Below are 12686 nucleotides of genomic sequence, written 5' to 3'. Positions count from 1 at the left end.
GCCTGCCCGTTTCAGGGCATGAACGAGTAGATGATCGCTGACAGTGCAATCAAACCGATCAGCACCACGAACACATTCGATGCCTGCCCCGAGTACTGGCGCAAGGCCGGCACGCGGCGGATGGCGTACATCGGCATCAGGAACAGCAGGCACGCGATGATTGGCCCGCCGAGGGTTTCGATCATGCCCAGGATGCTCGGGTTGAACGTGGCCACGGCCCAGCAGCTGAGAATCATGAACAGCGCGGTGATGCGGTTCAGCCAACCGGATGACATCACTCGGCCACGGCCGCGCAGGCTTTTCACAATCAGGCCCTGGAAGCCTTCGCTGGCGCCGATGTAACGGCCGAGGAAGGATTTGGTGATCGCCACCAGCGCAATCAACGGCGCGGCATAAGCGATGACCGGGGTCTGGAAGTGGTTGGCCAGGTACGACAGGATCGAAATGTTCTGCGCCTTGGCCGCCGCGAGGTCCGCCGGGGACAGCGCCAGCACGCAGCTGAAGCAGAAGAACATCACCGTCACCACCATCATCGCGTGGGCGATGGCGAGGATGCCGCTGCTCTTGCGCTCAGCCTGCTCGCCATATCGCTGTTTCTGATCGACGGCGAAGGCAGAGATGATCGGCGAATGATTGAACGAGAACACCATCACCGGGATCGCCAGCCACAGCGTCTTGAAGAACAACGGCAGCGGCATCCCCTCGCTGGCGGTGGCGAAAAATGCCCCGTTCCAGTTCGGAATCAGGCTGAGGCCGAGTAGCAGCAACGCCGCGACGAACGGGTAAACCAGCACGCTCATGCATTTGACGATCACGCCCTGGCCGCAACGGACGATAGCCATCAGGCCGAGAATCAGCACCAGCGACAGGATCGCCCGGGGTGGCGGGGCAATGTGCAACTGATGCTCCATGAAGCTGCTCAGGGTGTTGGTCAGCGCCACGCTGTACACCAGCAGAATCGGGAAGATCGCGAAGAAATACAGGAGCGTGATCAGTTTGCCGGCGCCGATGCCGAAGTGTTCTTCCACCACTTCGGTGATGTCACCGGAGCGACCAGACAGCACGAAGCGGGTCAGGCCCCGGTGCGCAAAGTAGGTCATCGGAAATGCCAGCACGGCCAGAATCAGCAGCGGCCAGAAACCGCCCACGCCGGCGTTGATCGGCAGGAACAGCGTGCCTGCACCAATCGCCGTGCCGTAGAGGCCGAGCATCCAGGTGGTGTCGTGTTTACTCCAGCCCTTGTGGGCAATTTCGGTATGGCGTGTCAGGTCTACAGCGGGATTATCGGCAGCAGGTGTACGTACATCGGTCATCGGTATTGGCCTCGTTATTATTCTTGCTCGGGCTCACGTGTTGCGGCAGGGAATGCTCCTCAGCACTCCACCCAGCTCACCGCCAGGCCGCCCCGTGAAGTCTCTTTGTATTTGTCGTGCATATCGGCGCCGGTATCGCGCATGGTGCGGATGACCCGGTCCAGGGAGATGAAGTGTTTGCCGTCGCCGCGCAGGGCCATTTGCGTGGCGTTGATGGCTTTGACGGCGGCAATCGCGTTGCGCTCGATGCACGGCACCTGGACCAGGCCGCCGACCGGATCACAGGTCAGGCCGAGGTTGTGTTCCAGGCCGATTTCGGCGGCGTTTTCCAGTTGTTCCGGCGTGGCGCCGAGCACATCGGCCAGACCGGCGGCGGCCATCGCGCAGGCGGAACCGACTTCGCCCTGACAGCCGACTTCGGCGCCGGAGATGGATGCGTTTTTTTTGCAGAGAATGCCGACGGCCGCCGCGCCCAAAAAGAACGCCACGACGTCGTCGTCCGACGCATCCGGGTTGAATTTCATGTAGTAGTGCAGCACCGCCGGAATGATCCCGGCCGCACCGTTGGTAGGCGCCGTCACCATTCGTCCGCCGGCCGCGTTTTCTTCGTTCACGGCGAGGGCAAACAGGTTGACCCATTCCATGGCCGACAGGGTGGAGGTGATGACATTGGGCTTGCCGATTTCCAGCAGGCTGCGGTGCAATTTCGCCGCGCGGCGCGGAACATTCAGACCGCCGGGCAGGATGCCTTCGTGACGCAGGCCTTGCTCGACGCACTCGCGCATCACCGACCAGATGTGCAGCAGGCCCTGACGAATTTCCGTTTCGCTGCGCCAGGCCAGTTCGTTGGCCATCATCAGTTCTGAAACCCGCAGCCCGTGCTGATTGCAGAGCTTGAGCAATTCGGCGGCACTGGAAAAATCGTATGGCAGCACCACGTCACTGGTCGGCGCGATACCGGACTCGGCTTCGGCCGCTTCAATGATGAAACCGCCGCCGATCGAGTAATACGTTTGCTCCGACAACTCGCCGTTTTCACCGAAGGCTGTCAGGGACATGGCATTGGGGTGGTAGGGCAGGCTCTCGTCGAGCAGCAGCAGATCGCGTTGCCAGTTGAAGGCAATCGTGGTTTTGCCGGCCAGAGACAGTTCGCCGGTTTCGCGCAGGGCCTGGACTCGGCTTTCGATGGTGGTCGGATCGATGCTGTCCGGCCATTCGCCCATCAGGCCCATGATGCAGGCGCGGTCGGTGGCGTGACCGACGCCTGTGGCCGACAACGAACCGTAGAGGCGGATTTCTACCCGACGTACGGCGTCCAGCAAATGCTGGTCAATCAGTGCCTGGGCGAAGGTCGCCGCGGCGCGCATCGGGCCGACGGTGTGGGAGCTGGACGGACCGATGCCGACTTTGAAGAGATCGAAAACACTGATAGTCATGCTAAAGCCTATACAAGCAATGGAAGAGGAATCGCTGCCATGTTTTGTAGGACAAGCGCAATGTCGGCGATACTGCCTCCCTCGGTCCGACGTGACCAACGAAACTTCCTAAGACAGCCTTTAGCAGGACTAAACAATGAGTCGCCAATTGCACGCCCAGACTTACGTCTGGCTGCACGTGTTTTCCTGTGCCGCGCGGCACTTGTCGTTCACCCGTTGCGCCGAAGAGCTGCACATCACGCCGGGTGCGGTCAGTCAGCAAATTCGCCAACTGGAAGAGCGGCTGGGATTTCGACTGTTTCACCGTCGCGCTCGGGGCGTGGAGTTGAGCGCAGAAGGCCAGCGACTGGCCATCACGGTCAATGAGGCTTACGGCAGTATCGATGCGGAATTGCGACGACTGGACGCGGGAATGATCAGCGGAATTCTGCGGCTGCGTTCGATTCCGTCATTCCTGAGCAAATGGCTGACACCGCGATTGCCGCGCTTGCAGCAGCGCTTTCCGGACATTCAATTGCGTCTGGTGGCTGAGGACAGCAGCGTGCCGCTTCACGAGGGTGATTTCGACCTGGCCATCGATCTGAATGACGGCAGCTACCCGGGCTTGTTATCCACAACCTTGCTCGACGAGCAGATCTTTCCGGTCTGTGCCCCGAGCCTGTTGCGTGGCCGGCCGCCGCTGCACGGTCCGGCGGATCTGGTGCACTTTCCGCTGTTGCACGACATCACCGCCTGGCGCGGCAGTTACGAGTACGCGGAATGGGAGTTTTACCTCAACGCCATCGGTTTCGAGGGCGCGGACGTGCGGCGCGGCCACACCTTCAACCGCAATCACCTGACCATCGAAGCGGCGATTGCCGGCATGGGCGTGGCGATTGCGCGAAGAACTTTGCTCAACGATGAACTGGAGCGGGGGACATTGATTGTGCCGTTTGGCCTGGCGGTGCCCAATCACAAGCGCTATGTGTTGCTCTATGCGCCGGGGGCGCTGAGCCATCCGGGCGTGCGTGCGGTACATGACTGGTTGGTAGAAGAGGCGGCGGTTTTTCGCAGCTTGCATCCACTGGCGGAACGGCAGATGTGAGCAATTATGACAAACGAGCGCTGCGAGCCAACTCCCGACCTTAACAGCGCTTTTGCTCCTTGTCCGGCTTTTTCTGCGAATCCGGATTTATCTTTTTTTAGGGGTTGAAATGTTCGGCGAGCAGACCGATTGTGTAACCAAGAGGTCACGGTGATGACGCCCAAGGGCTAGCCGAAGGGCCTCTCGCGAGCTAGCTGAAATAAGGGATGAACTATGCAAATCCAAGTCAACAGTGATAACCATATTCAAAGCAGCATCCGACTGGAGGAGTGGGTACGTACTACCATTGAGAGCACGCTCGAACGATATGAAGAGAACCTGACCCGCGTCGAGGTTCATCTGAGGGACGAGAACGGCGACAAGCCCGGTCCACACGATTTGCGCTGCCAGCTGGAAGCGCGGCCAAAAGGCCACCAACCGATTTCTGTCACCCATAAAGCCGACACCCTGGAGCAAGCAATCGACGGTGCGGCCGAAAAACTTGAACATGCACTGGATCACCTGTTCGGCAAACTGCGGGGCAAACCACGTGCCGCTGTTGTGCCATTCGAGAAAACCACAGCCGATGCGCTGCTGGAAGATGAATTTCTCGAAAACGAACAGGCTGCACAAAACGGCTGAGTTCTGAGTCACTTTCTACCTTTCCACTGACAAACGGGTCTGCTTATGCAGGCCCGTTTTTGTTTGTGTCGAGAACGTTCAGAGGGGCTGCTCAACACCTGTCGACGCAGGACGGCATCCGGCAATTGAATCAGTTTTTGCGTATGAGAATTTTTATCATTAGTATTGCGGCCTTGTTGACCGCGTGACGTTCACGCGGCCTCACCGTTTCAAGGTCGACGCATGAAAGGCAAGATCAGCACGCTCTCCGCTTCCTACCGACTGGCTGTCACTTGCCGGATGCTGGGCGGCTATCGCGTTGCGGCGCTGACGCAGTTGCCAAGCCGATGATCACCAGCCCCCCGGAATTGCGCGACGATGAACACCGGGGTGCCCGCGCGCATTTTCTTCAGGTGTTCCTGTCCCAGCGCTCGCAAATGGAAGCACTGGTGAACCGGCGTGTCGGCTGCCAGGCGACCGCCGCTGATCTGGTGCAGGACTTGTTCCTGCGCTTCTGGCGTCGACCTTTGGTGCAAGTCGAGGAGCTCAGCACTTACCTGCTGCGTTGCGCCGGCAACATCGCCATCGATCACTTGCGCAGCGAAGGCACGCGCGTAAGGGTCAACGAAGGCTGGGCGCCGGACCCGCCAGACAGCCAGGGCAGTGAGCCGCAAGCCGCCCTGGAGGCGGGCAACGATTTGCGTCATGTCGAAGCAGCGTTGCGCGCGCTGCCTGAGCGCACCCGGCACATCTTTCTGCTCAACCGCATCCACGGTCGTAAATACGCCGAGATCGCCACGGCCATGGGCCTGTCCCAAAGCGCCGTGGAAAAACACATGATGCGCGCCCTCGAGGCCTGCAAGGCCAGCCTGCGGGAACCGCCCACGCGCACGCCAGGGAAAGCACCGTGAACCCATTCGACCGCGTCACTCCGACGCCCGCGCAAGAGCAGGCCGCTTTGGCTTGGCTGTGCCTGCTGCACGACCAGCCCAGCAGCGGCGACCAGCTCACGTTCAGTCATTGGCTACAGGCCGATCCTGCGCATGCCGAGGCCTATGCTCAGGCGCAAGTGCTGTGGGAACTCAGTGAAGGGCCGGCACGAACCCTGGCCGATGAAGAAGCGTTCGCCTTGCAGGGTTACCTCAATGCCATCAATTCTTCTCGCCGCCACAGCGTGCTGCGTTGGTCGGGCGCGCTGGCCGTGGCGGCGTGTCTGTTGCTGATGATCGGTTTCGGCGTTGGATGGCAGCCGTTGCGATGGATCGACGATCTGGGCGCCGACTATGTCTCGGCACCGGGGCAAATCAAAACCGTGACATTAGCCGATCAGTCGCAAGTCACGCTGGATGCCGACAGCGCCATCGCGGTGGATTTCAGTCGCGGTGAACGCCACGTTCAATTGCGCCGCGGTGCCGGTTTTTTCAGCGTGACGCACACCGGCGATCCGTTTGTGGTCGACGCCGAAAAGGGTCAGGCGCGGGTGTTGGGCACGCAGTTTGAAGTGCGCCTGCAACCGCACGGCGCGCGGGTCACAGTGCTGTCCGGGCGGGTCGGCGTGACTGCGGACAAACAAGCCGAGCAGCAAATTCTGACCGCCGGCCAGCAAGTGGCGTACGGCGAGGGCTCGGCGGAAAAACTGCACGCCGTCGACAGCGAAGCGCAGCTGGCCTGGCGTCAGGGCTGGCTCAATTACTACAAGGCCACGCTGGCCGAGGTGGTGCAGGATCTGCAGCGTTATTACCCGGGGCGGATCGTGTTGCTCAACGATGAGCTGGCGGCGCGGCGGGTCAGTGGCAGTTTCCCGAGCAAGGACCCGCAAGCGGTGTTGAGTTCGTTGCAGGGGGTTGTGGGGTTTGAGCAGACCCAGGTGATGGAGCATCTGATTATTTTGCGCTGAGGCGGCTGGCCTCATCGCGAGCAGGCTCACTCCCACATTTGGAATGCATTCCCCTGTGGGAGCGAGCCTGCTCGCGATGGGGCCTGATCAACACCACCGACACTCAATTAAATTATTTTCAACATTTTGATGAGGTAAACCCGAGCCCCATCCGTGTAGTGACTGAAACTGCGAGTCATTCGCATTCCGTAGGTTCTACACAGGTCATTGAGCAATGAAGTCCAGGGCAAAATCGGGTTCGGTCAAACAATGGTTGGGTGCCTCCGCACTGAGCTTTTCGGCATTGGCGTTGCTGCCGTTGAGCATCGCGTCGGCCGCTGAGGCTACCGGCACGCCGCAACGCCCGCCGTTCAGCTTCGCCATCGCCGCCAAACCGCTGCCTCAGGCCCTGAGCGATTTCAGCCGCCTCACCGGCATCAGCGTCGTCTATACCGATGAAGCGCCTTACGGTCTCACCGCTCCGGCGATCAATGGCCCTTTGAGCGCCGAGCAGGCCATGCAGCGTTTGCTCAGCGGTTCGGGTTTGACCTTCCGCCCTACCGATGCCCGCACCTTTGTACTGGAACCGCTGCCCACCGCCGGCACGTTGAATCTGGGCGCGACCACCATTACCTCGGTGGCCGATCAATCCACAAGCTACCAACCGCCGCCGACCAGTTCGGTGATGCGCTCATCGGCCTTGCTCCAGGAAATCCCCCAGACCGTCAACGTGATCCCGGCCCAGGTCATTCGCGATCAGGCGCCGCGCAACCTCGATGACGCGCTGGCCAACGTCAGCGGCATCACCCAAGGCAACACGCTGGCGAGTACCCAGGATTCTGTGATGACCCGCGGTTTCGGCGACAACCGCAACGGCTCGATCATGCGCGACGGCATGCCGATCGTGCAGGGCCGTGGCATGAATGCGAGCGTCGACCGCGTCGAAGTGCTCAAGGGGCCGGCTTCGCTGCTGTATGGCATTCAAGACCCGGGCGGCGTGGTCAACATGGTCAGCAAGAAACCCGAGCTTGAGCAATACAACGCCCTGAACTTGCGCGGTTCGACCTACGGCGACGGCAAGAACGGCAGCGGTGGCGGCCTCGACAGCACCGGCGCACTCGGCACTTCCTGCCTTGCTTACCGCATGGTGCTGGACCATGAAGACGAAGATTACTGGCGCAATTTCGGCACCCACCGCGAGACGCTGGTGGCGCCGTCACTGGCCTGGTTCGGCGAGAGCACCACGCTGTTGTTCGCCTACGAACACCGCGAGTTCCTGACCCCGTTCGACCGTGGCACCGTCATCGATCCACGTACCAACCACCCGTTGGACATCTCGCGCAACGAGCGCCTGGACGAGCCGTTCAACAACATGGAAGGCCGTTCGGACTTGTATCACTTCGAGGCCGATCACGAACTCAATGACAACTGGAAAGCCCACTTCGGCTACAGCTGGAACCGTGAAACCTACGACGCCAGCCAGGTGCGCATTACGGCCATCGACACCAACAACGGCACGCTGACCCGCAGCATGGACGGCACGCAGAATGCGATCAGCACCGACCGTTTCACCACCGCCAGTCTCGAAGGCAACGTCAATGTGCTGGGCTTGCAACATGACGTGGTGGTCGGCATCGATGACGAGTACCGCAAGATCTACCGCGAAGACCTGATCCGCCAGAAAAGCCTGAGCACCTTCAGCTACGTCAACCCGGTCTATGGCCGCGAAGTCGCCGGGACCACTGTCAGCCCGGCCGACAGCGCGCAGACCGATCAACTGCGCAGCGACTCGATCTTCCTGCAGGACTCGATCCACCTGACGGATCAATGGATTCTGGTGGCTGGCGGGCGCTTCCAGGAATACGACCAGTACGCCGGCAAAGGCGTGCCGTTCCAGGCCAACACCGACGGCAACGGGCAGAAGTGGGTGCCGCGTGCCGGCCTGGTCTATCGCTTCACCGATGAACTGTCGTTCTACGGCAGCTACACCGAATCGTTCAAACCCAACTCGACCATCGCACCGTTGAGCGGCAGCAGCACCGTGCTCGATGGCAGCATCGCGCCGGAAGAAGCCAAGTCCTGGGAAATCGGGGCCAAGCTCGACATGCCAGGGCGCATCACCGGCGACATCGCGCTGTTCGATATCAAGAAACGCAACGTGCTGGTGGCCAACTCCGAAGGCCCGGTGACGATTTACAGCGCCGCCGGTGAAGTGCGTTCCCGTGGCCTGGAAGTGGATGTGAGCGGCCAGCTCAGTGATCGCTGGAGCATGATCGGCAGCTATGCCTACACCGACGCCGAAGTCACGGAAGACCCGCTCTACAAGGGCAAGCAATTGCAAAACGTCGCCAAGAACAGCGGCTCGCTGTCGGCGGTCTATGACTTCGGAACGATTGTGGGCGGTGATCAGTTGCGGGTCGGCGCGGGTGCGCGTTATGTCGGCGAGCGAGCGGGTAACGCAGTCAACGATTTCGACCTGCCGAGCTACACCGTGGCCGACGCGTTCGCCACCTACGACACCAAGGTCGAAGGGCAGAAGGTCAAGTTTCAGCTCAACGTGAAGAACCTCTTTGATCGCACATACTACACGTCTGCGGCGAGCCGGTTCTTTGTGTCGATGGGGGATTCGCGGCAGATCTCACTGTCCAGCACGCTGGAGTTCTGATCGAAGACCGCGTCATCGTTCATCGCGAGCAGGCTCGCTCCCACAGGATTTATGAGCGCCACAGATCCCATGTGGGAGCGGGCTTGCCCGCGATGGCGGCCTGACATTCACTGCAAATTTCAGGATTACCGCAAAAACGCCTGCCGGTACTCCCCAGGCGTCCCGCCCAGAGCCTGCCGAAACCGATTGGTGAAATGACTTGCGCTGGCAAACCCGCACGCCAGTGCGATCTCTCCCAGCGGCTGAGACGTTGAACGCAACAACTCCCGCGCCCGGCTCAGCCTGCGCGCCAATACATACTGATGGGGCGGCAAGCCAAAGCTCTCTCGGAACATCCGCGCAAAGTGGTATTCGGACAACGCGCACAACGCCGCCAATTGTCCCAGGCTGATGGCCTCGGCCAATTGAGTGTCGATGAACTCCACCAACTGCCGCCGCTGATGCGCCGCCAATCCACCCTTGAGCCGCAACCCCTCGCGCATGCCGACCTGACCGAGCAAGACGTGGCTGAGCATTTCATGGGCCAGGCTGCTGGTGAGCAGGCGTTCGCCGGGTTCGTCCCAGTTGAGTGTGAGCATGTGCCGAAAACGCCGGGCTTGCAGCGGATCGTCGAGGAAAGTGGCTTCGCGCAATTGAAGTTCGCGCGGTTCGCGGTCCAGCAGCGTGACGCAGCCGAGGGCGAATTGTTCGGGGCTGAAATACACGTGGGCCAGGCGAATGTCGCCATTGATCACCCAGCCCGATTGATGCTCGGCCGGCAGAATGCACAGCTTGTCCGGGCCGCCCTTGGTGCCGGGCTGGTCGCGGCGAAACGTACCGGTGCCGCCGGCGATGTAACAGGACAAGGTGTGATGGCTCGGAGCTTCATAGTCCTGGGCATCGTGATGGTTGCTCCACAAGGCTGCAGCCATGCCGTCACCGAGCTCGGCGCTGTGCTCAAGGCGAGCATTGGGCGAGCGGTTAAGAGCTTGAAAGACTTGCAGTGATTCAAGTGTCCTGTCTCTCAAATACTGTTCCTTTGTGACGGTGTCTGTTGCCGCCATGCTGCGTTGCCGCTCCTCGCCATAGCGGGCTATGACTCGTCACGGCGCCTTGCCTGACAGCAACAGCCCCTCGTCACAAGAGGAACGTATTTGAGAGACAGGACACTCGTGCGGGCATGATCGCTTCTCTCCAACGCCTTGCATCCTACTCCGTAGGCCTTGCCGTGCCAGCCTCCGGGCCGACAAAAGCGCAAGTTTATGCAAGTGCGAAAAGGTGTGGCGCAGGACACTGAACGCCTATTGAGGAGTGTTTGCCATGAACCTGTCGTTGTATTTGCTGACTGTGCTGATCTGGGGAACCACCTGGATTGCCCTGAAATGGCAGCTGGGGGTGGTGGCGATTCCGGTGTCGATCGTCTATCGCTTTGGCCTTGCGGCGTTGGTGCTGTTCGTGATTTTGCTGCTCAGTCGTCGCTTGCAAGTGATGAACCGTCGAGGACATCTGATCTGCCTGGCGCAGGGCTTGTGCCTGTTCTGCGTCAACTTCATGTGCTTTTTGACCGCCAGCCAGTGGATTCCCAGCGGCCTGGTCGCCGTGGTGTTTTCCACCGCCACCCTGTGGAATGCCTTGAATGCGCGGGTGTTTTTCGGTCAGAAAATCGCCCGTAACGTATTGATGGGCGGGGCGCTGGGGTTGTTCGGGTTGGGGCTGTTGTTCTGGCCTGAACTGGCCGGACATACCGCCAGCCCGGAAACCTTGCTTGGGCTGGGCCTGGCATTGCTGGGAACCCTGTGTTTCTCGGCCGGCAACATGCTGTCGAGTTTGCAACAGAAGGCCGGTCTGAAACCGCTGACCACCAACGCCTGGGGCATGGCCTATGGCGCGGCGATGTTGTCGATATGGTGTCTGGTCAAAGGCATCCCGTTCGACATCGAATGGAGCGCGCGGTATGTCGGTTCGCTGCTGTACCTGGTGATCCCGGGCTCGGTGATCGGTTTCACCGCTTACCTGACACTGGTCGGGCGCATGGGGCCGGAGCGTGCGGCGTATTGCACCGTGCTTTTCCCTATCGTGGCGCTGAATGTGTCAGCGTTTGCCGAAGGCTATCAATGGACCGCGCCGGCATTGGTAGGGCTGGTGCTGGTGATGTTGGGCAACGTGCTGGTGTTTCGTAAACCCAAGGCGCCGATGGTGCAGGGGAATGGCAAGTTGGCTTGATTTGATGGGCAGACGCTTGAAAACGTCTGCCCGTTTTAATCAGCCTTTCCAGACTTGCGGGTTGACGAGGTCTTGCGGTCGCTCGCCCAGCAAGGCGCTGCGCAGGTTGTCCAGGGCGCGGTTGGCCATGGCTTCGCGGGTTTCGTGGGTGGCGGAGCCGATGTGCGGCAATGTCACGGCGTTTTTCAGTTGGAACAATGGCGACTCGGCCAATGGTTCTTTTTCGTAGACGTCTAGGCCGGCACCGCGAATCCGATTGTTTTGCAGCGCTTCAATCAGGGCGGGTTCATCTACGACCGGGCCGCGGGCGATGTTGACCAGGATGGCGCTGGGTTTCATCAGTGCCAGTTCGCGATGGCTGATCAAGTGCCGGGTTTTTTCGCTGAGCGGGACGACCAGGCAGACGAAATCGGCTTCGGCCAGGAGTTGGTCGAGTGTGCGGAACTGGGCGCCGAGTTCTTGTTCCAGTTCGGTCTTGCGGCTGTTGCCGCTGTAGATAATCGGCATGTTGAAGCCCAGTCGACCGCGACGGGCGATGGCGGCACCGATGTTGCCCATGCCGACGATGCCGAGGGTTTTGCCGTGTACATCGGTGCCGAACAACGGCGCGCCGACGGTGGCTTGCCATTGGCCGGCCTTGGTCCAGGCGTCCAGTTCGGCGACGCGGCGGGCGCTGCTCATGAGCAGGGCGAAGGCGAGGTCGGCGGTGCTTTCGGTGAGGACGTCGGGGGTGTTGGTGAGCATGATGCCGCGTTCGTTGAAGTAGGCGACGTCGTAGTTGTCGTAGCCGACCGAGACGCTGGAGACGACTTCGAGTTGGGTGGCGTTTTGGAGTTGTTCGCGTCCGAGTTTGCGGCCGACGCCGATCAGGCCATGGGCGTGGGGCAGGGCTTCGTTGAATTGGGCGTTGATGTCGCCGTCTTTCGGGTTGGGGACGATGACGTTGAAGTCTTGTTTTAGGCGCTCGACCATTTCGGGGGTGACGCGGCTGAAGGCTAGGACGGTCTTTTTCATGAGGGGGCTCGTCGGGGCTTTTTGAATGCTTGGCACGCTAGCATTGTTCTTCGCTTTTGTGCGAGTTGCGTGGCGGCCTTTGGGCCGACCATGTTCTCTTGGATGTACCCGGCCCAACTGTGGGAGCGGGCTTGCTCGCGATGGCGGCCTGGCAGCCGACCAGTCTCTTTCAGGTGTATACCGAACCTTGTGGGAGCTGGCCTGCCAGCGATGACGACCTGCCAGCCGACCAGTCTCCTGCAGGTGTACACCGAACCCTGTGGGAGCGGGCTTGCTCGCGAAGGCGGCCTGATAGCCGACCATTTTCTTTCAGGTGTACATATCCATTTCTGCGGTAACGGCCACCTAGGGTTTCGCCCTTATGTATGGACTCGCCCACACTGACTACCTGCTTTTCAAATACTGCTACCCGGTTGCATTTATGTATAAGGCCTGTCCGAGGAAGCTGTCTTGAGCTTCTGGCCAACATTGGTTGAGCTCGCGGTATGCCGATTAC

10 protein-coding genes are annotated in these 12686 nt (G+C 60.5%); 6 read left to right on the top strand and 4 right to left on the bottom strand.

What is annotated here, in order from left to right; translation table 11 throughout:
* Positions 1-11: 11 nt before the first annotated feature.
* Positions 12-1313, bottom strand: a complete 1302-nt coding sequence (locus HNR03_RS19100; RefSeq protein ID WP_259155186.1) for a serine/threonine transporter — start codon at positions 1311-1313, stop codon at positions 12-14.
* Positions 1314-1372: 59 nt separating this feature from the next.
* Positions 1373-2749, bottom strand: a complete 1377-nt coding sequence (locus HNR03_RS19095; RefSeq protein ID WP_259155185.1) for an L-serine ammonia-lyase — start codon at positions 2747-2749, stop codon at positions 1373-1375.
* Between the two features lie 136 nt (positions 2750-2885).
* Here HNR03_RS19095 and HNR03_RS19090 point away from each other — a divergent pair, with 136 nt between their 5' ends.
* The 5 genes from HNR03_RS19090 to HNR03_RS19070 all read left to right on the top strand — a co-directional run bounded on the left by HNR03_RS19090 (position 2886) and on the right by HNR03_RS19070 (position 8974).
* On the top strand, positions 2886-3833 hold the full coding sequence (locus HNR03_RS19090; RefSeq protein ID WP_090188243.1) for a LysR substrate-binding domain-containing protein: 948 nt from the start codon (positions 2886-2888) through the stop codon (positions 3831-3833).
* 213 nt (positions 3834-4046) lie between these two features.
* A complete protein-coding gene (locus tag HNR03_RS19085) occupies positions 4047-4454 on the top strand; it encodes an HPF/RaiA family ribosome-associated protein (RefSeq protein ID WP_222589843.1) in 408 nt (135 codons plus the stop codon).
* A gap of 326 nt (positions 4455-4780) precedes the next feature.
* Positions 4781-5344, top strand: a complete 564-nt coding sequence (locus HNR03_RS19080) for an RNA polymerase sigma factor (protein ID WP_222589844.1) — start codon at positions 4781-4783, stop codon at positions 5342-5344.
* Positions 5341-6330: a FecR family protein gene (locus HNR03_RS19075; protein WP_259155184.1), complete on the top strand. Its 990-nt coding sequence runs from the start codon at positions 5341-5343 to the stop codon at positions 6328-6330. Before HNR03_RS19080 ends, HNR03_RS19075 begins: the two co-directional genes overlap by 4 nt.
* Positions 6331-6544: 214 nt before the next feature.
* Positions 6545-8974 (top strand): TonB-dependent receptor, encoded by a 2430-nt coding sequence (locus HNR03_RS19070; protein WP_259155183.1) that lies wholly within the window; start codon positions 6545-6547, stop codon positions 8972-8974.
* Between the two features lie 125 nt (positions 8975-9099).
* Here the strand turns inward: HNR03_RS19070 and HNR03_RS19065 are convergent, their stop codons facing one another.
* The gene (locus HNR03_RS19065; RefSeq protein ID WP_259155182.1) at positions 9100-9981 is read right to left on the bottom strand and encodes a helix-turn-helix domain-containing protein; all 882 of its coding nucleotides are present in this window, start codon (positions 9979-9981) and stop codon (positions 9100-9102) included.
* Between the two features lie 292 nt (positions 9982-10273).
* Here HNR03_RS19065 and HNR03_RS19060 point away from each other — a divergent pair, with 292 nt between their 5' ends.
* Positions 10274-11176, top strand: coding sequence for a DMT family transporter (locus HNR03_RS19060; protein ID WP_259155181.1), 903 nt, complete (start codon positions 10274-10276; stop codon positions 11174-11176).
* Positions 11177-11215: 39 nt separating this feature from the next.
* Here the strand turns inward: HNR03_RS19060 and HNR03_RS19055 are convergent, their stop codons facing one another.
* On the bottom strand, positions 11216-12190 hold the full coding sequence (locus HNR03_RS19055) for a D-glycerate dehydrogenase (RefSeq protein ID WP_259155180.1): 975 nt from the start codon (positions 12188-12190) through the stop codon (positions 11216-11218).
* Positions 12191-12686 lie beyond the last annotated feature (496 nt).

The organism is Pseudomonas sp. JAI111 (assembly GCF_024809425.1).
In the GTDB taxonomy this organism is placed as follows: domain Bacteria; phylum Pseudomonadota; class Gammaproteobacteria; order Pseudomonadales; family Pseudomonadaceae; genus Aquipseudomonas.
Note: the sequence above shows the minus strand (reverse complement) of the source record. Positions and strands in the feature narration are given on the sequence as shown.